Raw genomic sequence first — 25,585 nt, forward strand, 5'->3', positions numbered from 1 at the left:
CGCGACTCATGAGTGCTCGGTTATATGCGGGCCAATTGGTTGTGCGATAGATTTTGTGTGTAGGCTTCTTCATTTGAAAATTATATCGCTGAAAAAGCCTTTACAGATAGGTTTGTGCAACAAAGCCGTTTTGAAATATATCTTTAAATTATCGATAAGTTTCTTTTTAATAATTAGGCTATCTAGATTCAAGAGTTTGATGTGTGCTGAAATAACAGGACACTTCCACTTGGGAGATTCTAGGCAGCCAACTCGTAAAAGTCCTCTGCCATTTGATTTGGTGTCTTAAAACTCAGTCCTTTCTGGATTCTCTTCTGATTATAAAATAGCTCTATGTATTTTGTAATATCTGCTTTGGCTTCTCCCCTTGTTTTGTAGTTGCGATGGTGAACCAACTCGTTTTTGAGTATTCCTCAAAAGCTCTCAATCGGGGCATTATCGTAACAGTCTCCTTTTTTGCTCATTGAACCTTGAAATCCATATTTTTCAAGCATGTTTCGATATTCATGACTGCAATATTGGCTTCCTCTGTCTGAGTGCACAATTAGCCCATGTGATGGTTTGTGATTGCGAATTGCCATACTCAGCGCATTGCAAACTAGTTGCGCTGTCATTCGCTCACTTAAGCTATAACCAACGACCTGTCTAGTACAAAGGTCTTTTAAAGCAGCTAAGTACAACCAACCTTCAGCTGTCCATGTGTACGTAATATCACTTGACCATGCAAGATTAGGTTTGGTCATTAAAAACTCTTGTTTGAGTAAATTGTCATAGATCGCTCGATTATGATCACTGTTCGTCGTGCTTTTAAAACGCCTATGGCGCTTACAATACAGCTGATTTAGCCTTTTTATACAACGGACTGCATACTCGCTAATTGGGATGCCTTGTGACTGTAAATACCTCGTTAAGCGAATATGATCATAACTTTCTTTAGTTTCTTGATGAGCTATTTTGACTAAGATCGTCTGCTGATTTCTTTGAACAACTCTTTTGCTCATGCCTCGTTATAACCAGTCATAAAAACTTGAAATTGAAACTTTGAGCAGTCTAGCCATCATCGTTGTTGGATAGGTGTTTGTGTTCTCTTTCATGTAATCGTACCTTACTGATGGTCCTTGGCAAAGTACGCTGCTGCTTTTTTTAGAAATTCTCTTTCCATTTCCGCAGTTTTGAGTTGCTGTTTGAGTTTCTTATTTTCTTTGAGTAGAGCAACGAGATCAGGCGAATATTGTTGTGTGCCTACTAATGTTCCAGCTTTTGCTTTGTTGTACCAATTTGAAAGGGTCTGCATTGAAATACCAAGCTGTCGAGCAGTTTCAGAGACATTTCCTTTATTTGATTCAATAGCTTTAATTGCTTCAGCTTTGAATTCCACTGTATAAATCTTTTGTTTTTTGCTCATGGTAAACTCCTAATGAGTATGTGTAGTTTACCAAGTTAAAGTCTCCGTTTTTATCAGCACTCATCAAAAGAACATTCTACTCATAAAGCTACAAGGGTTTGGACTGATAAAGACATTAGTATCGTTGTTAATAATAAATAATTGGAAATTTATTTATGTTGGAATTTAAGTTTAATCGTAGACAACAATTTTTAGATGAAAGTTACTATAAGTCTACGAGGAGTGAACTTGTCAGTGCTATAGAAAGTTTTCTAAGCGAATCAAATAATGATGAAGATATCGAAGCAGGATGGGTCGACTCTTATTCGATAGCATCTAGGTACCAGTTTGATTTGTTTATTTTGGACTATACTGCTGGTAAACCGATTGAGTATTTACGCTTAGAATTTGATAAAGTAATTGAATTATTCAAGGAACTCTCTATAAAACAAAGAGCCTATTATAAAAATAATAATTTTAGTGTTTTTGATATTGAAATTTTAGATGACTATTGTGTATATATATGGATTATCAGCCTTTGTTATTTATTAAAAAGAACTGATTTACTACCGTTGGTAGCTAACCTTGTTGATGGAGAGGATCAAGAAAATGGAGGGAAAGATTGGATTGTAGAGGAATTTTTGGCTTTTAATGACGATAACCGTTTTGATTGTTCAGATGTCCTTTTTTCAAATCCTTATTTTGAGTTATCCAATGCATTTGTGACCCAAGATAATAAAGTTTCATTCAAGCACTTAAACAAATTTTTAAAAAAATGGTATAAAGATTTATCTGGAGCTCCATGGCATGATACCCATAAATCAGAGGGTGGATATTATGGATATTGGGCTTTTGAAGCAGCTTGCGCTGTTATTCTATTAGAAATAGAAAATGATAAAGAATTTCATGAATACCTCTATTATCCAAAAGACTTAATAGAGTTCTATCGTACATTTAAACCTAGTAGTGCTGAAATTGACCTCCTAACTAAATATCAAAAAGTATCAATTCAAGCAGGTGAAAAATGTCCTCAATCGGGATATTGGTTCACTGTAGCTAAGGAAAACACTCGTAAATACTTTAAACAAGGGGAAATTTTCCCTGATTTTGAAAGTGATTGGGGGGATGTATATTGGCAGTTTGACGGTGAAGAATAAGTGAAAATATGCCCTTCGGGGGCAGTTTTTGGGCATAAAATGGATTTAGTTAATATAAAAAGACAACAATTTCTTACACCTCAAATGTATGAAACATTAAAGGCGGAAACTCTGAACACTATTGAAACTTTTAAAGTAAATCCTACAGGTGTTGGTGATTCACTAGAAGAAAGATGGGTATACTCTTATGCTATCGTAGCAGAGAACTATTTAAATCTACTTTTATTGGAATATACAGCTGGCAATAGTTTACCTTTTATTAGAAGCCAACTTGAAATAGTTATTGACTATTATGAGCAATATGGAAGTAAATTAAGAAGTTATCATAAAAATATAAACTTACCAGTTTTTGAATTATTTACTATTGATGGCTATTGTCCATGTATTTGGTTAATCAGTTTGTGTTATTTACTCCACCGAAAGGATTTACTACCTAGAGTTGCGAAATTAATTGACGGAGAAATGAGAGAAAATGTTGCTCAAGATTGGCTAATTGAAGAGTATTTATCTTTTTCAGATGAAAATAGATATGATTGTTCAACAGTATTAGTACCAAAACCTTACTTATTATTATGTGAAGCCTTTTCAAATCAAGATAATGAAATTTCTTTAGCTTTTGTCCTTAAGTTTTTAAAGAATTGGTACAAAGATTTATCAGGTGCGCCTTGGCATGATACTCATAAATCAGAAGGTGGCTATTATGGATACTGGGCTTTTGAAGCAGCGTGCGCTGTTATACTCTTAGAAATAGAAAATGATAAAGAATTTCATGAATACCTCTATTATCCAAAAGACTTAATAGAGTTCTACCGGACATTTAAACCTAGTAGTTCTGAAATTGACCTCCTAACTAAATATCAAAAAATATCAATTCATGCAGGTGAAAAATGTCCTCAACCAGGTTATTGGTTTACTGTAGCAAGGGGAAACACTCGTCAATACTTTAAACAAGGTGATATTTTTCCTAATTTTGAAAGTGATTGGGGTGATGTGTACTGGCAGTTTGATGGTGAGGAATGATTTATGCCCTTCGGGGCATTATTTTAAATAAAAACAATAATTTTCACTGTTTCGTTATCCAGAAGATGCTACACCAAAGGATCAAAGTAAAGCCCAAACTCAAGAGAATACAAGAGGTAGAAGAGGAAATTAATATAATGAGTACAGTACAACTTTATTTAAATGAACAAGAAATAGCTGAATTGGCTCGAGATATTCCTCAGGATACTTCCATAATTTATGGAGAGGAAAAGAAAGAGTTTGGTATTTGCCCCTATATCACTTTGTACATGCATCAAGAAAATGCTGAAGATCTACTAAATAAAGTTTTAGATATTTATATTGAATTTGAAAAAACCATAATAGATAAACCTTTTCAATTAAGGTTTAGGAGTGACACTGAGGTTTGGAAAAAGGCTGATAAATGGATTAGAAGCCGAGATGAGCTTTTAGTTGAAATGCATAAAATCTTTAAAAAATATTTTGTATATTTTATAGGTGCAACATCAGCCGAGGCGGATACACAGAGTGCACGTTGGGCTTTAGAAAGTAATATTCGAGACTCAAATGAGCGCTATTCTAGTATTAAATTAACTTTTGGCGATCAATGGTATAAAACCAATAAGATGGTTTGGCACACTTTTGTTGAAAAAATTTTAAGACAACTCAATCCAATACAAGCTTATAGCGGTTATGAAATAGGTAATACTGGACAGTTTGCTTATATTTCACCTGAGTTCGAAACTGTTGAACGCACATTTTCAGATTATTTTTATGGACTCGATATTGATCATCCTGGTATGGAGTTTTCTCATGAAAATATGTTTATTGCAGAAGATCGGGATGGGTTAGGTGGTGGTATTCGTACGCCTACATGGTGCTTTTTACTTTCCCCCTACTGGCTAGAGAAACTAGACTTGAGTGAAGAACAAATTCGTGAAAAACTAAATGATCCACGAATTGAAATTACTAAAATTATAGACCCAGAAGATTCAACAAAATACAACTTATGGATACGTTTGGGAGAGCTTTCACTTTATCCAGTTGAAGAAGGTGTTCCTGATTTATTGGTGATGGCAAATGAACTAATTAAACCGATACGTTGTGATAACTTAAAACTGACCACTTTGGATGCGTGGTCAGATGATCCAAATCCACGTTTTGATGTCGTAAGTTCAAAGCAATGGATTGCACGATTTGATGAAGACAGCACTTGGCCTGAATTAAAACGAGTGGAAGTTGAAGTTCAAGAACCAGAAAGAATAGATATTGTTATTGCCGGTAGTCCATGTCCTCACGAAGGTAATTGGTATACTTTTGCTAAAGAAAACTCACGTCAATATTTTAAACAAGGAGATATATTCCCTAATTTTGAAAGTGATTGGGGTGATGTGTACTGGCAGTTTGATGGTGAAGAATGATTTATGCCTTTCGTGGCATTAATTTTAGGATTAATATGAGTTTCGATAAATATAAAAGACAGATTTTTTTAACTGAAGACTATTATAAAAGTGCCTATGATTTTTATATCGAAGATATTGATTTTTGGAAAGAAAGTGATGCATTTGAGGATGATGAGTATAATTGCGGCGAAAATAGAAGATGGAATTTAATAACACATGATTATTCTTTTCTACTTTACCTTGTATACACAGCAGGAAAATCTATAGGGGAAGTTATCCCCTTATTTGAAAAAGTTATAGAAGGCTTTGAAAAACAATCTGAAGCCTTAGCTATCTTCCATAAGTCAAAAAAATCTTCTGTCATTCCAACTCAAAATGAAACGTTAAATATACTTGGTCTGGCTTTTTTATTAAATCGAAATGATTTGTTTGATCGTATTCATTCTTTAGTCAATGGTGAGGGTGAAAGTCATACGGGTGAAGATGAAATTATTAATAAATTTTTTAAACTTAATGATCCTTCACATCCAACATTTAACGAAGGAAATTTATTTGCATTAGGTTATTCAAAATTATGTGATGTGATTGATAATGTGCTAGTTAAAAATAATAAAGAAACTGCTGTTAAATATTTAGATGAATACTTAGCTGATTGGTATCAAATGAATAAAAATGCACTTTGGTTTAATAGTCATTTAGAGCCTGCAGAAGAACTAAAATATTGTGGTTATTGGTCTTTTGAAGCAGCTGCTTTGGTTTATTTACTAGATTTGGATGACACTCCTCTACACAAGCATTTATTCTATCCTAAAGATATAGTTGCATGGGCTCGTAAAAATAATACTCAATCTGAAGTAACCCAAGAGAATCTAACTGTAATAAAAGTCAAAGCTGGCGAAAAATCCCCAAAAACGGGCTATTGGACAACCCCAGTACAAGTGGATTCACGCGTTCATGTGTTAAGAGGTGAAATGTTACCAACACTTTCTGAAACAGATTGGGGTGAAGTGTACTGGCAGTTTGATGGTGAAGAATAAATAAAACATGCCCTTCGTGGCATTAATTTTAGGATTAATATGAGTTTCGATAAATATAAAAGACAGCAATTTTTAACTGAAGAGTATTATTTAAAGACTACAGAGTACAATGAAGAAGGAATACCCTTATATTTAGAAAGTGATGCATTTGAAGATGATCAATATAATTGTGGAGAAGCTTCGAGATGGCAATCTATTACATGGATCTATCAATCTTTATTATATCTTCATTATACTGCAGGAAAGCCAATAGAAGAAATATCTCCATTATTTGAAAAAGTAATAGAAGGTTATGAAAAACAAGCAGAAGCATTAGGAGTTTTTAAAGCAAGTAAAAAGCCAGTTGTTATTGGTGGTGAAGGTGGTTTTATTGCATTAACTACAATCAGCTTAGCAGTATTGCTAAATAAAAATAATTTATTATCTACAATTAAACAATTAATCAATGGCGAGGATGGAGGAACTTTTAGTGAAGATGAAGTGATTAATAAGTTTTTAAAACTAACGGATTCTAATCATCCAGATACTGAAAGAGATGGGATATATAGTTATAATTTTTCAATATTATGCGATGTGATTGATAATGTAATAATTAAAAATAACAAAAATCATGCGATTGAACTGTTGGATGAATATTTGGCTGATTGGTATCAAATGCATAAAAATACACTTTGGTACAATAGTCATTTAAATTTAGATAATTATTCATATGTTGGTTACTGGGCTTTTGAAGCAGCAGCTCTTGTTTATTTACTAGATTTGGATGAAAGTTCTTTACATAAACATTTGTTTTATCCTAAAGATATAGTTGCATGGGCTCGTAAAAATAATACTCAATCTGAAGTAACCTAAGAGAATCTAACTGTAATAAAAGTCAAAGCTGGCGAAAAATCCCTAAAAACGGGCTATTGGACAACCCCTGCACAAGAGGATTCACGTGTTCATGTGTTAAGAGGTGAAATGTTACCAACATTTTCTGAAACAGATTGGGGTGAAGTGTACTGGTATTTTAATGGTGAGGAATAAATAAAACATGCCCTTCGGGGCATTATTTTTGGGAATCAGAATGGTTTTTGATAAAAAGAAAAGACAGTTTTATTTAACTGAGGATAATTTAATCACGTTTGCTGATCATTATAGAGAATATATTGATTATTGGTTTAATAATGTAGGGGGAAGTGGCGATAACCTTGAAGAAAAAAAGAAGTTAGCAATGAGCACTCATGCTGAGTACTCATATAATTTATTTTCGCTATTATTGACGTCAGGATATAAGATTTTAGATTTAAGATTAATTTTTGAAGATGTAATAATTGCTTATGAAAAATATACAATCGCATTTAGAGCTGCAGAAAAAATAATGATTGGGCGCCATTTTATTTTACCGCTATAGATGAGTACGAAAGATGTATGCAGTTGATAGGACTGTGTTATCTATTACACAGAAGAGACCTATTACCACGTATTGCAGCGATGCAAGACAAAATTTACCATGAGCAAACAGAACAATTAGATACGCTGTATGAGGACTTTTTATCATTTGAGTTGATGGATAGATATGATGTAGATCAATGGTTTTTTGATAATCCATATCGCCCATTAATTTTTAGTAATTATAGAGATACTAAAGAAGAGAGTATTCAGGATATACAGGAATATTTGAAATTATGGTATCCCGCATTTGAAAGTGCTCCATGGTATGACTTACATAAAATGGAAAATGGAGGTTATTTTGGCTATTGGGCTATAGAAGCTGCTGCTTACGTTTATTTGCTAGATTTAGATGATAGCGAAATAACACATATGATTTATCCAAAAGATTTGGTTAAATTTGCCCGAGAATTTGTACCTTGCGAGAAGGATATAAGTAATCCTAGTACAAAAACACTAAGATGCGAAGCAGGACAAATTTGCCCTAAAACAAGTGAATGGTATAGTCCTGCGAATAACATGGAAAAACGTCATTTTAATCAAGGAGAAGGTATGCCTGAGATTAAAGATAATCCTTGGGGTCTAACGATTTGGTATCTGACTGAATAAGTAGATGCCATTCGGGGGGGCATTTTAAAATGGATGCGAATGTATATTGGCAGTTTGCTGGTGATAAATAGGATAAATTTTCCTTTTGGTTATTCGTTTCTAATGGATAATATTTTTAATTTTCTTTGATTATTATTTTTAATTAAATAAATTAAAACCCAATATTTTTAAAAGGATAATGATGAAAGTTTTAAAAACGAATTTAATGCTTATTATGCTTTCAGCAATGAGTTTAATAGGGTGTAATACACATTCAACAAAAACTTATGTATTGACGACAACATCTTATGGTTATGATGCAAGTTATATTCCATATATTGTTGAATTAAATGGAGAGGAGTTAGGTGGAGGGCTAGGTAGTGGAACGAAAAGATCAGCAGTGATAACAGGAGCTCAATATATTAAATGGGGAGAAGGTAATAGCTCTAAAAAGCATATTGCAACCAATGTCCCCACATTGACGAATGAAAATTTAAAAGATAAAAAATATTTAGCTGTACATATATATCCAGATGACAGTGTGGAAATTAATTTATCGAATGAATTACCTGATGCTACTGAGAAAGGTTTAGAGTGGAGAGCAAAAATTATTGATGAATTGAAGGTAAAAGAAAAAAAATAACTGTATCAGTCATTAGTGGTGTATAGATAAAAAAAAGCGCATGATGACATGCGCTTTTTAATTTACATCTAATTATTTTTCAACGAATGCACGTTCAATCACGTAGTCGCCTAGAACGCCCATCTTAGGAGATTCTTTCAGACCGTGCTGGTCAAGTAGCGCAGCAACGTCGTCTAGGAATGCAGGTGAACCGCAAAGCATTGCGCGGTCAGTTTCAGGATTGAAACGAGGAAGACCAATTTTTTCGAAAAGTTGACCAGATTCAATGGCAGTAGTTACACGGCCCTGAGTATGGAATTCTTCACGAGTTACCGTAGGGTAGTAAACCAATTTTTCTTTCGCGCCTAATTCACCAAAGAATTCGTGGTTAGGAATTTCATCTAAGATTAAATCTTGATAAGCCAATTCCGAAATGAAACGAGTACCATGTACAACGATGATTTTTTCAAAACGTTCGTAAGTTTCAGGGTCACGAATTACAGAAAGGAACGGTGCAAGACCTGTACCTGAAGAAAGTAGGTATAAGTTTTTACCAGGGTTTAAGTCATCTAGAACTAAAGTACCTGTAGGTTTTTTAGACACTAAAATTTCATCGCCAACTTTTACTTTTTGTAAAATAGACGTTAAAGGACCATCTGGAACTTTAATAGAGAAAAACTCTAATTCTTCTTCATAGTTTGCGCTTGCAATAGAATAAGCGCGCATTAAAGGCTTACCATTTACTTCAAGGCCGATCATCACAAATTGACCGTTTTTAAAACGTAACGCAGTATCGCGAGTGGTTTTAAAAGAGAATAAAGTGTCATTCCAATGGTGGACGTGAGTAATCTTTTCGACGTTAAAAGCAGCCATTAAAGGTCTCAATAAAATTATCAAATTAGAACAGCTTACTATTCTAATCTAAAATCATTCTCGATAAACTGAATATATTTAATTGAACTTATCAGAAAAAGTGATTATGTCTGAGCTTAAAATGCCAATTATCGGGTATATGAAATCTCCCTACCGAGAAAAATTTGGTATTCCACGTCAGCCGAATTTGGTGCAAGTCGAATCTTATATTGAAATGGTGGAACCTTATAACGATTTATTGGCTTTTGAAGGGATTGAAGATTTTAGTCATCTTTGGCTGATTTGGCAGTTTCATGAAAATAAAAATGTAGATTCGACAAAATTTCGTCCGCAAGTTCGTCCACCTCGTTTAGGTGGTAATCAAAAAATCGGGGTATTTGCGACACGAAGTATGTACCGGCCGTCACCTATGGGCTTGTCGGTTGTGCAGCTCAAAGGAGTGAAAAAAGTCGGAAAATCGGTATGTGTCTATGTGGTCGGTAGTGATTTGTTGGATGGAACACCAATTTTAGATATCAAACCCTATATTCAATATTCAGATGCAGTTATGGATGCGCAAAGCGGTTATGCGCAGTATGAGCCAGAAAGAAAATCTGTGATTTGGTCAGAGCACGCTGAGCAACAAAAACAGGTATTTTTGAATAATGGCAATTTAACCGAACAATTAACAGCAGAACTGGAACAAGTATTGAGTTTAGATCCACGTCCTGCTTATCAGCATGATGATGAACGTGTGTATGGCATGTTGTTTGCTGGCTTGAATGTGAAGTTTAGGATTGAAAGTGAAAAAATTTTACTATTAAAAATTTTAAAATCTGAAAGAGAGTAATCTCTTTCAGATTTGCTAACTTACTTAATTAAATCATCAGTAATTGCTTTAGATGCAATGTTATTGAAGAGATAACATGAATTTTTTCTTAAATTTATTAGCTCTTGAATAAGCTTTTTCTCTTCATTTGTTGCATCTGCACTTATGTCTTCTAATTCTTTAATTTCATCTGCAAAAGTATATTCTGTACGTGAATCTATTAGGTTAGCCCAATAATATTTTGATTTATACGAGGCTACCCCATGATTGTCATTATACTCAGGGGAATATTCTAGATATGCCGTTGTATCTTTAAAATTATATTTTTTAATATTAGTGTTATCTTGTTGTGTTGAGTATTTAATCCATTGATTTTTAAGAATATTTTGCTGATCTTCAGTGTCAGAATATTCATCATTATCTAATGATAGATAATCCTGATTATTTGTTTCACTTATAATTTGTAGACAGTATGAGCCTGTAGGGAATTTCTGCTCATTTAATTGCTTTAAGTAGCTCATTAATTGCTCAGGATATTCATAGGAATCATTAAGATTATTTTTAGCGATCCAGTATTCATTTGGTGAAACAATTTGCGCAATTGGTTGATTACTAATGTTGAGTATCTTAAAGTTCGTTGTTAATTTGAGGTCATTTGAACCAATACTTGAGTAAGGACTAAGAACCCAAGAGCTATTGTTCGTAACAACGGTGCCTTGATATTTTCCGTACTGATTATTTGTAGAACTTTGATCGTATACACCATTTTGAGTTACATAAATTTCAGAAAAAGTATCCTCGCTTTTAGAATAACTTTTACCATTATCAAGTGTTAGTGTATCTGAATAGTATTCAATATTATTAGTATTTAAATTGAAGTCTATAAAAAAATTTGACCACTGTTGGAAAGGTGAAGTAGTGATATTATTATTTTCACTATCATTAAATTTATCTGACGAACCTCCACCGCCACCACAAGCTGTTAAAATAAATGAACTTACAATAGCTGTGCTTAAAGTTTTAAATTTCATGTTACCCTCTTTAATAAATTATGAATTACGTCACTATTATTTGTGACTGTGGCATATAGTATAGAAAAATATAAAAAAAGGAATGTTAAAAAATAACTAATTAAAATTAATAATTTAAGTTAAATTTAACTTAACGATTTAAGTGAAAATATTAAGTTTAACTATTCTAGTTTTGTTATAGTATTCCCTATGTTTGGGGACATATAACAATGACTTTTAATTTTGAAATCGATACATCGTGGTGTTTAGACCAATTACAAAAAGACGGCCGCATTACTGAAAGAGACAAAATGCTGATTCAAACCACGCACCGTCAGCGTGAACAGTTGAAATGGCATCCTTTACAATGGATTGCCAATTTTAATTTAGTCGATCAGAGTCATCCACAGTCTACTTTAACATTGAATAGACTCTGTCAATGGTTAGCAGAAAAGTCTGGTGTACCGTTTTATATTATCGATCCTTTAAAAGCTGATGTGCCTGCACTGACTGCAATTATGTCGCAAGAATTTGCAGTACGAAATCGCATTTTAGCGGTGGAATTACAAAATGAGCATGTGTTGATTGCAACGGATCAACCTTATACAAATGAATGGATTGCCAACTTAGAAAGAACGGTATTACCACGGAAGATTAAGCGTGTATTGCTCAGTCCAGATCAACTACAGCGTTATTTGGTTGAATATTACCAAGTGAGTCGCGCAGTCAGTAATTCGCAAAAATCATCGAGTTATGACCGTGAAAATAAAGGCGTTGAAGCGCTATTACAATTAGGTGATACACAAAATCCAGATGCCAATGATCAGCATATTGTGAAGCTTGTGGATTGGGTCTTACAGTTTGCCTTTGAACAAGGTGCAAGTGATATTCACCTCGAGCCGCGTAAAGATACAGGAAAGGTGCGTTTTCGTATCGATGGCGTATTGCATACCATCTACAACATGCCAGCAAATACGCTGACAGCGGTGGTTTCACGAATTAAGATCTTAGGTCGGATGAATGTGGCTGAAAAACGTAAGCCGCAAGATGGACGTTTAAAAACCCGTACACCCAAAGGCCAAGAAACAGAGCTACGTTTATCGACGTTGCCAACAGCCTTTGGTGAAAAGTTGGTTATGCGTATTTTTGACCCTGAAGTCTTGGTACGTAGTTTCCAACAACTCGGTTTTGAAGGGCGTCTGTTAGATGATTGGAAGGCCTTAACCAGTCATAGTCACGGTATTATTTTAGTGACCGGTCCGACGGGTTCGGGTAAAACCACCACGCTTTATTCATCGCTCAAGCAATTGGCAACTGAAGAAGTGAATGTCTGTACGATTGAAGACCCGATTGAGATGTTAGAGCCGAGCTTTAACCAAATGCAGGTGAATACAGGGATTGATTTGGGCTTTGCTGATGGTGTACGGGCTTTAATGCGTCAAGACCCTGACATTATCATGGTCGGGGAGATACGAGATCATGATACGGCAAATATGGCGATCCAAGCTGCATTAACAGGTCATTTGGTGCTTTCAACTTTACATACCAATGATGCACCATCGAGTTTGACGCGATTACATGACCTAGGTATTCAGCCTTTTTTAACCGCAGCGACCATATTAGGGGTTTTGGCACAACGTCTAGTTCGTCAACTCTGTCCACATTGTAAGCGTGAGACTTTTATCAATGAACAAGAGTGGAAACATCTGACCTTTGAATATGCGATACAAATGCCTGATTTTGTCTACGAGGCGGTGGGCTGTGATGAATGCCGTCAAACGGGTTATAAAGGCCGTGTGGGAATTTATGAATTTATGCCACTCAGTATTGAAACCAAGCAATTGATTGGTGCTAATGCAGATCTAACCCAACTACGTACACAGGCTCGTAAAGAGCATGTCGAGCCATTACGAATTGCCGGTGCGCGTAAAGTACTTGCAGGGGTAACCACTTTAGAAGAAGTCCTGCGTGTCGTGCCGCTCAACTAATGGTTCGATCAAAGTAAATAAAAACGTCTTTGCAGCTTAAGATTCGACTCATCTTGCTTTGTTTAAATAGCGCTATCGAAATAGACACAGTAAGAGAGACCGAAGATGAAAACATTCACTCAATTGGTATGTGGTTTAGCATTTGCAGGTGTGGCATCGGTTGCAGTCGCGAATACAGCCGTTAATCAAACAGCAGTTGCACCGATGAAAACCACATCTGTGAAACATGCCTTAGGCTTAAAAGATGATAGTAAAGTTCAATTGAAAGGTTATGTTGTGAAATCGATGGGCGATGAAAAATATCAGTTCCGCGATAGCACAGGCAGCATTACGGTGGATATTGATGATGAACTTTGGCAAGGCAAAGCGATTTCAGCTAAAACACCAGTAACGCTCATTGGTGAAATCGACATTGATTACAAACCAACAAAACGTGTTGAAGTGGATGTCGATCAAGTAAGATTTTAATTTAGCCTGTTATTCATTTCAGTGCTGCGCCATAAAAAAACCACGGCTTGCTGTGGTTTTTTTATGATTTGAGTAGATATGAGCAAAAGTTCGATACACTGAAGTCGGAACCATAGAAATAGGGTAGGTAAGATGCGAATTTTATTGGCAGAAGATGATGCATCCCAAGCAGACAGTATAAAAACATGGCTTGAAATGGATGGCTATAGTGTCGATTGGGTTGATCGCGGCGATCACGCTATTTTGGCTTTAGAACAACATCAATATGATTGCATACTTTTAGATCGTGGCTTACCAAAAGTAACTGGTGATGAAATTTTAAAACGTATCGTACAGTTGCATCCGCTTACACCAGTTTTATTCATTACTGCTCGGGACAGTATTGCAGATCGTGTAGAAGGTTTAGATCTGGGTGCTCATGATTATTTGGTAAAACCCTTTAGCTTGGAAGAGTTGTCAGCAAGGGTACGTGCCCAATTACGCTTGCATCATCAACAGCGTGATAATTCTCTGACTTTCGGGGATTTAAGTTTAGATGTACAAGCCAAAACGCTGCGTAAAAATGCGGAATTGATTACGCTGACATCGCGTGAATATCAAATCTTGCATAAGATGATGTTAAATCCTGAGCATATTATGACGCGTAGCCAACTCGAAGAATCACTCTATGCTTGGGGGGATGAAGTTGAAAGTAATGCGATCGAAGTTTTTATTTACCAATTGCGTAAGAAGATTGGCAGTGATTACATCAAAACCTTAAGAGGTTTGGGTTATCGCATGAATCTTCCACAACAAAGTTAAGTCTATGAGTGATAAAAAAAGCATTTCCTTGCAGTCGCAACTGATTAAAACTTCACTGCTCAGTGCAATTTGGGCGGGAGCAATCTCTCTGTGTCTGATGTTGGGATTTGGTCTGTATCACATCATGAGTGTACATGATGCCCTGATGGACGAAGTGGCTGACATGCTCACTGCTACTGATCTCACGCTGAAGCAAGACGAACAAATAGATGAGTTGAGTGAAGAGTTTGATATGCAATATCAACTCATACAAGGGTCGCAAGTCTTAACCACGTCGGAACAACATACAGCATTTGAACATCAGTCCAATATAAAACAAGGATTACATTATCAATGGAGAGACGGCGCGCTTTGGCGTAGCTATGCACTTCAGGAGGATGGATTAACCGTACAAATCGTTCAACCGATGAAAACACGGCTGAGAGAAACGCTGCAAAGCGTACTAGGCTATGCAGGGATTCTGTTGATTGTCTGGTTGATCCAATGGCTATTACTACATATTTTGATTAAACGTCAATTGAAAGTTTTACAGCTATTTTCAAAACAAATCGCTGAAAAAAATGTAGATGACTTACAAGCCATCGTCTTAGCTGAACCTGTATTACAAGAACTAGAGCCGATCCAAACACAGCTGAATTTTTTATTAAGCCGATTAGATCAAGCCTTAGAGGCGGAACAGCGTTTTACCTCCGATGCCTCACATGAATTACGCTCACCGCTGTCTGCGATTCAAATGCGACTTCAGGTATTAAAACGAAAATATCCCGACATTCAGCAGGATTTATTGAGCATACAGCACGATGTTAATCGAGGAACACGGGTTTTAGAAAATCTACTGATTTTGGCGCGGCTCGACCCGACGCAATCGGAGCAATTAGATAAAAAACAGAACGACTTAGAACAGCTGAGTTTACAAGTCCTTGATGCTTTACAGCCTTTTATTGAAGAAAAGCAGATCGAATTGAAGCTACAGACCCAGTCTGTACAGTTTGCGATGAACGCAGAGTTAATGTTTAGCTGTCTGCGCAATTTAGTTGATAACGCTATTCGCTACAGTCCTGAGCAAGGACAGGTCAAGATTGATTTAACGGCTTCAGCGCAGCAAGCGACTTGGACGATCGAAAATCAAGGTGCAGGACTGACAGCCGCAGAATTGCAACGCATTGGCGAACGGTTTTACCGCGTATTAGGAACAAAGACACAAGGTTCAGGTTTAGGCATTTCAATTGCACAAAAAATTGTACAGTTACATCAAGGTCATTTAAGTGTGGATGCCTCTGAACTGGGCGGCTTAAAGGTACAACTCACTTTTCCAATCCGCTAAAAACACGATTTGCTCTATTGAATTTGAACGAAAGAGTGTTGTGAGAGGAAGATGAGTGTTGCGATTTAAATTAAGTTTGAGTAGCTATAAAACTTAAAAAGCAGTAAGCGGATGGCTTACTGCTTGTGTCCACGATTATTTTTATTGCGCTGATAATTATTATTTTTATCAGAAATTATTTGGTCAAAATAAGGCGATTATTTCGTGTTAAACGTAGTCGATATTCTTCACCTGCATGCATAATTCGAATTTCACGTCCTAAGGCAAAAAGGTTGTTTGAATGTAGCATAGGCAGTGAGTGGTGTGCTTCATTGCTACGAGTAAAAAGGCTAAATGGTGCGTTCATTCCGTCGACTCCGTGGTGTATTTCTGAATGGTTTAAATGATAATCATTATCGAATAGGCCTGTCAACGGTAATTTTAGGATTTTATAAAAAAGATAAATTTGCTTACACTTGGATATCAATTGGAACAGAGCAGAGAGCAGGGAACTATGTCGAAACCGCAAATCGATGTCGCCATTGCGATTTTATTGCATCAAGACAAAGTACTGGTGGGTTGGCGTGAAGCAAAACAACATCAGGGCAATAAACATGAGTTTCCGGGTGGTAAAGTCGAGCAGGGTGAAAGTCCTGAACAAGCGTGTCGTCGTGAAATTTTTGAAGAGGTTGGCATTGGTTTACATGACTGGCATGCTTTTGATTTTATTCAGCATGAATATGATGATGTCATTGTGAAATTACATTTATTTCATGCCACCGTCCCGCATGCGTTGCTGAATGAAATCCAAAAGCCATGGGCCTGGTATTCACGTCAACAACTCATGAGCTTAAGTTTTCCAAAGGCCAATCAAGCTATTTTGCAGCGTTTATATTGGCAGCAACAGATCAAAATCACCGCCGATCTACCAACACTTGAATCGCTTCAAGAGACGCTGTTGTATTATTGGCGAGTCGATGCCAGCACAGAAAATGCAGAGGCATTAAATCAATTAGCTACTGTGATTTTAAAACAATTGATAATTAATGAAGATCTATGGTCATTGCTCTCTACAGAGGTACAAGCACATATTTCAGCTTTACATCTTAAACAGCACCAATTGCTGCAAAAAAATAAAGGTGATTTAAAACGTGGGAAGCGCTATATCGCAGCTTGTCATGATCAAAGTTCTGCGCTGCATGCGCAAAAAATTGGCTGTGATGCTATTTTTATGAGCCCTGTTCTAGTAACACAAAGTCATCCTGAGGTGCAAAGTATGGGATGGGTGCATTTTTCTGAGATTGCACGAAGCATAGAAATCCCTGTTTTTGCTTTAGGTGGAATGCGTCCTGAATTATTGTCTATTTCACAGCAACATCATGCTTATGGGGTGGCAGGTATTCGCAGTTTTTAAATTAAAGTGTGTATTGAATTAAATTTGTATTTAAAGTCGATATTTTAGACTTAAAGTAACTATTGGAAATAAGCTTACTTTTAGTATGTTTTAAATAAAAAAGCCTGATCTCAATTAAGATCAAGCTTTTTTACGGGGTGCTTAAAGAGCTTTAATGGCTTGTTGGGCTTTTTGAATGGTGCTGCTTTTCTTTTGCATTTGACCGGCTTTTAAAACAACATTCCAAAGCTGTTGTTTCATCGGCTTGGTTTGAGCATAGCTTAATCCGCGCAGTGCCAACGATTCTGCATTCGCAGGTTGATTTTTTCGATTGGCGATCATTGCCAAATATAAAAAAGTTTCCGCAGATTGCGGTGCCAAACGCTGTGCTTGAGTTGCCGCACTTTCAGCTTCATTCCATTTTCCATTGGCATAAGCGGTTTGCGTACTTTGCATCAATTTTTTGAATGCAGGCAAGTCGCGACCATCATCAAACTTTTGAATTTGGGTTTTCTGTTCAGGAATAACGATGCGTTGACGTTTAATTTCTGGATGGTCATATGGCGTAATAATGACCCCAGAAGGGTCAAGGATATCTACCTTTTTTTCAGGTGGAGCAGGCGGCTTTTGCTCAGGTTCGATCATGGTTTGGCAACCCGCCAAAATGATCGTCAAAACGCTCAGAATACTGAACGTTTTTAAAACTTTAATCTTTTGCAGTTTAATTTGAATACTCTCCACTTGAGATGATGCGAGGTTGATCAGATGAACCCTGATCATTATCGACATCACTTTCACGAATGTAGTCACCTAAACTATCATTTTGTTCCTGTGTTGGCTGCGGCTCTTCAGTATCAACTGTGTAAGGTTCTACTTCATATTGTGTCGAACCACATGCCGTAGCCTGATTTGGAATAGAGTTGCGCGACAGAGGAATATACATCGCACCTGTACAATGCTGCGCAGATAAATTACCTGAATAACGGTCTAACCAATGCCACTGTACGCTGTCTGGTTGACGTAAATTAACTGGTTTTTGACGTAACTGCTTCATCACATTGGTCCAAACAGGAAGTGCTCCTGACGAACCAGTTAAGCCTGTAACTTTGTTGTTGTCTAAACCTAACCAAACCACACTTAAGTAATTACCTGAATAACCTGCAAACCATGAGTCACGCGTATCATTGGTTGTCCCTGATTTACCTGCAAGTTTAAGTGAAGCAGGTAAGGATGCATAAGCCGAACGGCCTGTCCCTGAACTCATAACTTGTTGTAAACCATAGTTCAAGATAAAGGCTGCATCAGGTGCAATAGTCGGTTGTACCGTTAAGCTATAACGATCTAATAAACGACCATTGGCATCGACCACTGAACGAATAGCTTTCACTGGATATTTGAAGCCACCGGTTGCAAAGTTGCCATACACACTCATCACTTCCATCGGTGACATATCGATAGCACCGAGGTAAATCGAAGGGTAGCTTGGAATATTAGAAGTCACACCAAACTTTTTCAGATGGTTAATAAAAGTCGACATACCGAACTCTTGACCTAAGCGTACCGCAGAGAGGTTATAAGAGTTTGATAGGGCATCGACCATTGGTACGACACCATGTGCACCACCACTATAGTTTTTCGGTGTCCAAGCTTTGCCATCACTTTGAATGCTGATCGGACTGTCTTCGATTTGACTCGCCCAGTTATAGCGGTTGGATTCTATCGCACTGAGGTAAATCACAGGTTTTAGCAATGAACCAACTTGACGTTTAGCATCCATCGTACGGTTAAAGCCAGTAAAGTCCTGCGTTGAACCGACTGCTGAAACCAATTCACCATTTTCAGGATGAGACACCAGTACCGCGCCTTGTAATTCTTTTAAGCGTGCTGGATTGGCATTGCTTAAACGTGCCACAGATTCTTTAAATGCAGTTTGTACACGAGTTTGAGCAATCGGGTCCATCGCGGTGAAAATACGAAGACCTTGATTGGTCAAATCGCTTTCTTGGTATTCAGTACGCAGTTGACGACGCACGATATCCATATAGTCTGGGAAGCGAGAAGGGCCCAATGTTGGTTTTGTAATGACATTTAATAGACGTGCTGACTCAGTTTCATATTGTTCTTGAGTTAAATAGCCCATCACCACCATATTGTTTAACACAATATTACGGCGTTTAATCGCACTTTCAGGGTTTTTCCACGGATTATATAGGGTCGGACCTTGAACCAAACCGACTAAATACGCCTGCTGAGCAATATTTAGTTCACGCAGCGGTAAACCAAAATAGAATTGTGAAGCTAAACCATAACCATTGATGGAATAGTTACCGTTTTGCCCTAAGTTCACTTCGTTTAAATAAGCTTCAAGAATTTCATCTTTGTCATAGTGAAGTTCAATCAGCATCGCCATTAAGGCTTCATTGGCCTTACGCTTAATGGTTCTCTCAGGCGATAAATAGAAATTTTTCACCAATTGCTGAGTGAGGGTTGAACCACCTTGACGTTTACCACCTGTGACATTACTCACGATGGCACGTGCTGTACCACGAATGGAAATACCATGATGCTGATAGAAATTACGGTCTTCTGTAGCAATTAAGGCTTGGATTAAAGGCTTAGGGACTTTATCAAGTTTAATCAGTACACGGTCTTCATTATGTTGAGGATAAATACCACCAATTAGCATCGGCTCTAAACGGGCAATACCACTACTTGATGGCTTAGTCGCACTCACTTCAGTGATTTGATCTTCACCAAAAGTCACTTTAAGAACTTGTTCAGGGTCGACACTATCACCAAAGTCAAAACCACGCGTATGGATATAGGTCACATTGCCAGAAGTAACGTAACTCCCCGTTTTCGCATAGCTGTCTTGAGCGTTATAGCCCAAAAGTTTCAGTTCTTGGTTGAGGTCTGCTTGGCTTACAGGCGCATTGGTGTAAATTTCTAAAGGACGAGCAAATACCTTGGCTGGAATGTCCCAACGTTGACCTTCGAATTTATCCCGTACAATATTATCTAGACGAATAAGATAAATGCTGAACACGAGAAATCCGCCGATAATCAACAGCGAAAAAATCAGTGCAATTATGCCTATGCCACGTTCAGAATTCATAAATAGTGATAAGACCCTGAGAAATTTTGCTAATCATGCGAAGCTTTTCAGTATTTTGCAATATTTAAACTGTTATATGTATGCAAAATATTGGAAGCTACTTCACTAAAGTCGAAACTTTAAAGTTTTTTTAAATCATTTCTGTTAGTGATATGATACCAATGAGGCGAAGCGGAGCAAAAGCGCAGGTGCAAATTTCACATAAATCATTTCGAAACATTGGATTGATTGGTCGTCCAGACAAATCATCAGTGATCGAAACCCTATGTTTGATCCACGATCATATTTTGAGTTTGGGATTACATCCTGTATTTGATACGCAAACAGCGCAGCTGGTTCCCTATAATAATACTCAGACGGTAAGCCGTAATTTATTGGGTGAAGTCGTCGATTTGGTGATCGTAGTCGGCGGTGATGGTTCATTGCTTCATGCTGCACGTGCCTTGGTGAAATACAATACTCCTGTGATTGGGGTGAACCGTGGTCGTTTGGGCTTCCTGACCGATATCAAACCGACAGAAGTGATTTTCAAGTTAGATCAAGTGCTCAAAGGTGAGTTTCAGCTAGACCGACGTTTCTTGCTAGAAATGGAAATTCGCTCGAAAGGCGAGTCGATTTATGATGCTGTAGCTTTAAATGATATTGTGCTGCACTCGGGTAAATCGGTACACATGATCGACTTTGAACTGAATATTGATGGGCAATATGTATACCGCCAACACAGTGACGGTTTAATTGTTTCAACACCAACCGGCTCTACAGCTTATGCATTATCTGGTGGTGGTCCGATTGTCCACCCAAGTATGGATGCGATTGCCTTAGTGCCAATGCATCCACATACTTTGTCGTCACGGCCGATTGTCGTAGGCGGACAAAGCGAAATTAAAATTTTGATTCGTGAAAATCGTGTTCTACCAATGGTCAGTGCCGATGGTCAACACAGTGTATCATTGGGTGTAGGCGATAGTTTACATATCCGCAAACATCCATTTAAGCTCAACTTATTACATCCACCTGGTTATGACTTCTATATGGCATGTCGTACCAAGCTAGGCTGGAACCAAGATTTTGACTCATTAAAGCAGGATTAATTATGAATATTGAACAGATGCTTGCCGTACTCGATCCTGAAATTGTTGGTCGATTAAAAACGGCAATTGAAATTGGTAAATGGCCAAATGGCGTAGCGCTGACTCAAGAACAACGTCAAATTTGTATGCAAGCGGTGTATGCATGGGAAATTAAACATTTGCCAGAAGATGAGCGTAGCGGTTATATCGACCGTGGGACCAAAGAAGAAGATGAGCATTGCGACTCGCATGTGGAAGAACCTGAGTTCAAGCCCATTCGTTTCGTTTAATCGAATTCACTTCAAAAAGCCATATGGTTAGATCAATCATATGGCTTTTTTAAATCTTAAAAATAAGTAAAAAATATTTAAATGAAATCAATAAAATTAAAATACTTGATGAGTACAGTGATTGCTTTGCTGTCGGGTCAGGTTTTTGCTGAAAATAAAATTGAATATTTAATGCAGGTTATCGTTATTTCAAGTAGCAAATTTGTTGAACCAAAAACTCAATATACACAAATCAAAAATGATAGCTCGCCAATGTTGCTGATTGGAATTAAAATTCAAAAGGCAAAAGCCGCTTTTAAATCCGCGAAAATTCAAAGTCATCAGAAATATTGTTCCAGCTTAGTAGGGCAACGTAAAGATGCCTATTTGTCTGGGCGATATGAGTCGAATAACATTCAAATTAAACTCGGCGATCAACTCGAATTGAAAAATATTCATCGCTCTGGAAAACATTATCCTTTTTGGGTGGATTTTTATTTTCCGATTAAAGCTGAATAAGTAGGGGAAATAATTAAAGTCAGAAATCAACTTAAATACTGATGTTACGCAGTAACATTAGAAGCGCAATTTGATTCAAATAAAAGAATGATACGCGGTAACGTCATCCGCAAGTGTTTGAGACAGGGCTACTTCTAATCAAAAATGTTTTTGCGATACTTTGGATAATTTGACGGTAGTGAACGAGTTTTGTGGATGACAATGGTTTTGGGTACTTTTGCCGAAACAAAAGTACTTCCAGCCGAAGGCTAATCCCTTTATTCAAACCCTAGATGCAAGACTCCGTCGAATAGACTTAAAAAATCATTTTAAAAATGCGTAACTACTTTTACGCGCGTAACATCAGTTAAATATGAAAAAATAGGAGAGTGAATTCAGAGAAATGATTCACTCTCCTAGTCTAGAGCCACAATAATTATATTAGAACCGATCTGCCCAAAGCGCTTTGGCTTTTTGCATCGCTTCATCAAAACTTGCGACGGCGCCCATGGTATACAGTGCGATTCCCATGGTTTCGGTCACTGCGATTTCACCATATTCATGTGTCTGCTGACCGTCCCAAATGGCTTTAAAAACGGCCAAATCAAGTTCTTCTTCGACTGGACTACGGTTGTCCGTCAGTTTAGGCAACTCATGTTCATACATTTCACCATCCTTGATGCCACAAATTAAGGTTTTTGCATCGGGGTTACGTTCGAATTCACCACCTTCACCCTTAATGACAGCACTATTTTGATAACCCAATTGGAATGCCGCACGTTGGTGTGATCCACGATAGGCTGGATGGAAAATCGCTTGCATGGTGGCTTTGGCATTAAATGGATTTATCAGACGCGCAAGGGTGTGAATTGGGGAACGTAAACCCATGACATTGCGTAGTGAAATTAAATCACTGAGTATTGGTGAAATCACGTCGAGCGGAATATAAGCAAAATGACGTTGTATAAGCTGCTGTTCCACATCTGTATCATTTTTGCAAATAGGAAAACCCAAATACTCTAATACTTGTTCTGTATAAAGGCGGTTAATGGTATGACCTGAAGCGCCATGCATTACGACATTGTAGCCGTGTTTTGCCAGCGTTAATGCGGCCAATAAAAACCAAGGATAATGTTTGCGTTTACCTGCATAAGATGACCAATCTAAATCGACATCAAGCTTTTTAAACTTGAGCTGATCACGTGTGGCTTGGACAAAGCCTGTCAGTTCATCGACAGATTCTTCTTTTACACGCAATAACATCAAGAAAGCGCCCAATTGAACGTCTAAAACCTCATCTTTTAAGATCATGCTGAACGCTTGGTAGGCTTCATCATAAGTGAGAGAACGTGCGCCATTTTTACCTTTACCCACGATACGGACAAATTGCGCAAAAGGATGTTCAAAATCTTTGTAAATATTTCGTTTATTGTTCATGCAAATACTGGGCTTAAAATTAGGACTTAAGGATAGTTTACTTCTATAGTTGGTATTTTTCAGCCTGATAACAGGTTTAAAAAAGGATGTCTTTAGACTATCGTCTAATAAACTCGGTCTATTATTTAACCGAAATTAACATTTGTGGCAGAACACGCCATTAAAAAACAGGTAAAATTTAACCTACTTTAGTATGTGTTTCATCTCCTGATCAATGCGCTGATTTTATATCAGGTCCTGATGTGATTATTTAATCACCATACATATTTCGTTTTTCTGTATTTGGCTAAGTCAAATACCTTTGGTGCTCTTTTGTCGAAGACAAAGGGGTTTTGGGCTGTTTATTTTTTGAAAATAGACAAAAACTGAATATTTCTTTGAAGCAGAAATATATCGTGAAGTAATGTCATGGCTAAAAAACCAATTTATAAGTCACTATATTTTCAAGTGATCGTTGCCATTATTGCGGGTGTATTGGTGGGGCATTTCTCACCAAGTGGCACACAAATTATCAATGGTACCGAGCAATACGTAAAAGGCTGGGGTGAATTGTTCTATCCACTAGGACAAGGTTTCATCAAGCTGATTAAAATGATTATTGCACCTGTGATCTTCTGTACCGTGGTGAGTGGTATTGCAGGTATGGAAAGCATGAAATCTGTGGGTAAAACAGGTGGTGTCGCTTTACTATACTTCGAAATTGTTTCGACCATCGCACTCATCATTGGTCTTGCAGTAATTAATATTGCAAAACCAGGTGTAGGCATGAACGTAGATCCAGCATCTTTAGATACTTCAGGTATTTCTAAATATGTTGAATCTGGTGCAGCACAATCTACCCAAGATTTCTTTATGAATATCATCCCAAACACCGTTGTTGGTGCGTTTGCTGAGGGTGAGATTCTTCAAGTTCTATTATTTGCCTTATTATTTGGTTTTGCATTGCATAAACTTGGTGATGCAGGTAAGCCTGTATTGAAGTTTATTGATCAAATTGCACATGTATTCTTTAACATTGTAAACATGATCATGAAGCTTGCGCCAATTGGTGCCTTCGGTGCGATGGCTTATACCATTGGTAAATATGGTATCGGTAGTTTGGCGCAATTGGGTCAATTGATCATCTGCTTCTATATTACCTGTTTGCTGTTTATTTTCCTTGTACTTGGCTCAATTGCACGTATTTGCGGTTTCAGTATCCTCAAAATGATTCGTATGATTCGCGAAGAGTTACTGATCGTACTGGGTACGTCTTCTTCTGAATCTGTACTGCCACGTATGTTGAAAAAACTCGAACTTGCTGGTGCAGAAAAATCTGTAGTGGGCCTTGTTATTCCAACAGGTTATTCATTTAACCTAGATGGTACGTCTATTTACCTGACCATGGCAGCAATCTTTATTGCACAAGCGACCAATACACCGCTTGATATTTCGCATCAGATCACGTTGTTGTTGGTTCTACTCATTTCATCTAAGGGTGCTGCGGGTGTGACGGGTTCAGGCTTTATTGTGATGGCTGCAACATTGTCTGCTGTGGGTCATATTCCTGTTGCAGGTTTGGCATTAATTCTTGGTATTGACCGTTTCATGTCAGAAGCACGTGCATTAACGAACCTTGTAGGTAACTCTTTGGCAACGATTGTGGTTGCGAAATGGGTGGGTCAATTAGACAAAGAAAAACTGGATTTTGCTTTGGCAAACCCTGAAGAAATTGACCGTCAGATGCAAGAAGAAGGCAATGCACATCATGCCTAAGGCAGATGCTGTGATGTAAAAGATGTCATTTAAAAAGGAAGCTTCGGCTCACTGCTGTCCCATAGTTTGCTTTAAATAAAAAAACCTGAGTCCTAACAGTTAAAATATGAGTGCAAACAAACACTTTAACGACCAGGATTCAGGTTTTGTCACATCAGAATACCGTATTTCATGAG

General features: G+C 37.3%; 24 protein-coding genes and 1 pseudogene. 18 read left to right on the forward strand and 7 right to left on the reverse strand.

Translation table 11 applies throughout. The features are described from left to right. Positions 1 to 239: 239 nt before the first annotated feature. Positions 240 to 1,405 (reverse strand): annotated as a pseudogene (locus FTU83_RS13890) (IS3 family transposase). A 155-nt stretch (positions 1,406 to 1,560) separates the two neighbouring features. Between FTU83_RS13890 and FTU83_RS13895 the strand changes: the two are divergent. The 8 genes from FTU83_RS13895 (at position 1,561) to FTU83_RS13930 (ending at position 8,642) form a co-directional block, all read left to right on the forward strand. Then, the gene (locus FTU83_RS13895; protein ID WP_180106945.1) at positions 1,561 to 2,541 is read left to right on the forward strand and encodes a PoNe immunity protein domain-containing protein; all 981 of its coding nucleotides are present in this window, start codon (positions 1,561 to 1,563) and stop codon (positions 2,539 to 2,541) included. Between the two features lie 39 nt (positions 2,542 to 2,580). Then, positions 2,581 to 3,561 carry a PoNe immunity protein domain-containing protein gene (locus FTU83_RS13900; RefSeq protein ID WP_180106947.1) on the forward strand — a complete coding sequence of 327 codons (981 nt, stop codon included), beginning with the start codon at positions 2,581 to 2,583 and terminating at the stop codon, positions 3,559 to 3,561. Between the two features lie 137 nt (positions 3,562 to 3,698). Continuing rightward, positions 3,699 to 4,961 carry a type VI immunity family protein gene (locus FTU83_RS13905; protein ID WP_180106949.1) on the forward strand — a complete coding sequence of 421 codons (1,263 nt, stop codon included), beginning with the start codon at positions 3,699 to 3,701 and terminating at the stop codon, positions 4,959 to 4,961. A gap of 35 nt (positions 4,962 to 4,996) precedes the next feature. Next, the gene (locus tag FTU83_RS13910; RefSeq protein ID WP_180106951.1) at positions 4,997 to 5,980 is read left to right on the forward strand and encodes a PoNe immunity protein domain-containing protein; all 984 of its coding nucleotides are present in this window, start codon (positions 4,997 to 4,999) and stop codon (positions 5,978 to 5,980) included. 39 nt (positions 5,981 to 6,019) lie between these two features. Then, on the forward strand, positions 6,020 to 6,832 hold the full coding sequence (locus tag FTU83_RS13915; protein WP_257222636.1) for a PoNi-like cognate immunity protein: 813 nt from the start codon (positions 6,020 to 6,022) through the stop codon (positions 6,830 to 6,832). 181 nt (positions 6,833 to 7,013) lie between these two features. Further along, positions 7,014 to 7,373 carry a hypothetical protein gene (locus FTU83_RS13920; protein WP_180056084.1) on the forward strand — a complete coding sequence of 120 codons (360 nt, stop codon included), beginning with the start codon at positions 7,014 to 7,016 and terminating at the stop codon, positions 7,371 to 7,373. An 80-nt stretch (positions 7,374 to 7,453) separates the two neighbouring features. Next, positions 7,454 to 8,020 (forward strand): PoNe immunity protein domain-containing protein, encoded by a 567-nt coding sequence (locus FTU83_RS13925; protein WP_180060240.1) that lies wholly within the window; start codon positions 7,454 to 7,456, stop codon positions 8,018 to 8,020. A 181-nt stretch (positions 8,021 to 8,201) separates the two neighbouring features. After that, positions 8,202 to 8,642, forward strand: a complete 441-nt coding sequence (locus tag FTU83_RS13930; protein WP_180059789.1) for a hypothetical protein — start codon at positions 8,202 to 8,204, stop codon at positions 8,640 to 8,642. A 72-nt stretch (positions 8,643 to 8,714) separates the two neighbouring features. Here FTU83_RS13930 and FTU83_RS13935 read toward each other — a convergent pair whose 3' ends face one another. Then, on the reverse strand, positions 8,715 to 9,494 hold the full coding sequence (locus FTU83_RS13935; RefSeq protein ID WP_078189109.1) for a ferredoxin--NADP reductase: 780 nt from the start codon (positions 9,492 to 9,494) through the stop codon (positions 8,715 to 8,717). 106 nt (positions 9,495 to 9,600) lie between these two features. On the opposite strand from FTU83_RS13935, the gene tsaA reads away from it, so the two are divergent. Continuing rightward, the gene (gene tsaA, locus FTU83_RS13940) at positions 9,601 to 10,323 is read left to right on the forward strand and encodes a tRNA (N6-threonylcarbamoyladenosine(37)-N6)-methyltransferase TrmO (protein ID WP_180106953.1); all 723 of its coding nucleotides are present in this window, start codon (positions 9,601 to 9,603) and stop codon (positions 10,321 to 10,323) included. A gap of 20 nt (positions 10,324 to 10,343) precedes the next feature. Here tsaA and FTU83_RS13945 read toward each other — a convergent pair whose 3' ends face one another. Continuing rightward, positions 10,344 to 11,333 carry a hypothetical protein gene (locus tag FTU83_RS13945; protein WP_180034613.1) on the reverse strand — a complete coding sequence of 330 codons (990 nt, stop codon included), beginning with the start codon at positions 11,331 to 11,333 and terminating at the stop codon, positions 10,344 to 10,346. 209 nt (positions 11,334 to 11,542) lie between these two features. Here FTU83_RS13945 and FTU83_RS13950 point away from each other — a divergent pair, with 209 nt between their 5' ends. The 4 genes from FTU83_RS13950 (at position 11,543) to FTU83_RS13965 (ending at position 15,893) form a co-directional block, all read left to right on the forward strand. Then, complete coding sequence (locus FTU83_RS13950) at positions 11,543 to 13,300, forward strand: GspE/PulE family protein (protein WP_180106955.1); 1,758 nt, start codon at positions 11,543 to 11,545, stop codon at positions 13,298 to 13,300. A gap of 105 nt (positions 13,301 to 13,405) precedes the next feature. Then, the gene (locus FTU83_RS13955) at positions 13,406 to 13,768 is read left to right on the forward strand and encodes a NirD/YgiW/YdeI family stress tolerance protein (protein ID WP_180020829.1); all 363 of its coding nucleotides are present in this window, start codon (positions 13,406 to 13,408) and stop codon (positions 13,766 to 13,768) included. 132 nt (positions 13,769 to 13,900) lie between these two features. Further along, positions 13,901 to 14,569: a response regulator transcription factor gene (locus tag FTU83_RS13960; protein ID WP_180009491.1), complete on the forward strand. Its 669-nt coding sequence runs from the start codon at positions 13,901 to 13,903 to the stop codon at positions 14,567 to 14,569. 4 nt (positions 14,570 to 14,573) lie between these two features. Then, positions 14,574 to 15,893, forward strand: a complete 1,320-nt coding sequence (locus FTU83_RS13965) for a HAMP domain-containing sensor histidine kinase (protein WP_180106957.1) — start codon at positions 14,574 to 14,576, stop codon at positions 15,891 to 15,893. Between the two features lie 175 nt (positions 15,894 to 16,068). Here FTU83_RS13965 and hemP read toward each other — a convergent pair whose 3' ends face one another. Next, positions 16,069 to 16,239, reverse strand: coding sequence for a hemin uptake protein HemP (gene hemP, locus FTU83_RS13970; protein WP_078189103.1), 171 nt, complete (start codon positions 16,237 to 16,239; stop codon positions 16,069 to 16,071). A 147-nt stretch (positions 16,240 to 16,386) separates the two neighbouring features. Here hemP and FTU83_RS13975 point away from each other — a divergent pair, with 147 nt between their 5' ends. After that, positions 16,387 to 17,286: an NUDIX domain-containing protein gene (locus FTU83_RS13975; protein ID WP_180106959.1), complete on the forward strand. Its 900-nt coding sequence runs from the start codon at positions 16,387 to 16,389 to the stop codon at positions 17,284 to 17,286. A 141-nt stretch (positions 17,287 to 17,427) separates the two neighbouring features. On the opposite strand, the gene FTU83_RS13980 is transcribed toward FTU83_RS13975, so the two are convergent. Together FTU83_RS13980 and mrcB are read right to left on the reverse strand one after the other, a co-directional pair. Beyond that, a complete protein-coding gene (locus tag FTU83_RS13980; protein WP_218945828.1) occupies positions 17,428 to 17,910 on the reverse strand; it encodes a tetratricopeptide repeat protein in 483 nt (160 codons plus the stop codon). 76 nt (positions 17,911 to 17,986) lie between these two features. Then, complete coding sequence (gene mrcB, locus FTU83_RS13985; RefSeq protein WP_180106961.1) at positions 17,987 to 20,380, reverse strand: penicillin-binding protein 1B; 2,394 nt, start codon at positions 20,378 to 20,380, stop codon at positions 17,987 to 17,989. Between the two features lie 152 nt (positions 20,381 to 20,532). Here mrcB and FTU83_RS13990 point away from each other — a divergent pair, with 152 nt between their 5' ends. From FTU83_RS13990 to FTU83_RS14000, 3 genes are all read left to right on the forward strand, one after another. Continuing rightward, a complete protein-coding gene (locus FTU83_RS13990) occupies positions 20,533 to 21,471 on the forward strand; it encodes an NAD(+) kinase (protein ID WP_078189100.1) in 939 nt (312 codons plus the stop codon). Positions 21,472 to 21,473: 2 nt separating this feature from the next. Beyond that, complete coding sequence (locus FTU83_RS13995) at positions 21,474 to 21,740, forward strand: YeaC family protein (protein ID WP_078189099.1); 267 nt, start codon at positions 21,474 to 21,476, stop codon at positions 21,738 to 21,740. Between the two features lie 81 nt (positions 21,741 to 21,821). Beyond that, positions 21,822 to 22,238 carry a hypothetical protein gene (locus FTU83_RS14000; protein ID WP_180106963.1) on the forward strand — a complete coding sequence of 139 codons (417 nt, stop codon included), beginning with the start codon at positions 21,822 to 21,824 and terminating at the stop codon, positions 22,236 to 22,238. Positions 22,239 to 22,658: 420 nt separating this feature from the next. On the opposite strand, the gene FTU83_RS14005 is transcribed toward FTU83_RS14000, so the two are convergent. Next, positions 22,659 to 23,654, reverse strand: coding sequence for a glycosyl transferase family protein (locus tag FTU83_RS14005; RefSeq protein ID WP_180106965.1), 996 nt, complete (start codon positions 23,652 to 23,654; stop codon positions 22,659 to 22,661). A gap of 408 nt (positions 23,655 to 24,062) precedes the next feature. Here FTU83_RS14005 and FTU83_RS14010 point away from each other — a divergent pair, with 408 nt between their 5' ends. After that, on the forward strand, positions 24,063 to 25,409 hold the full coding sequence (locus FTU83_RS14010; protein WP_180009487.1) for a dicarboxylate/amino acid:cation symporter: 1,347 nt from the start codon (positions 24,063 to 24,065) through the stop codon (positions 25,407 to 25,409). Positions 25,410 to 25,585: the final 176 nt, after the last annotated feature.

It is taken from the genome of Acinetobacter sp. YH12152 (genome assembly GCF_013418285.1).
GTDB classification, from domain to species: Bacteria; Pseudomonadota; Gammaproteobacteria; order Pseudomonadales; family Moraxellaceae; genus Acinetobacter; species Acinetobacter amyesii.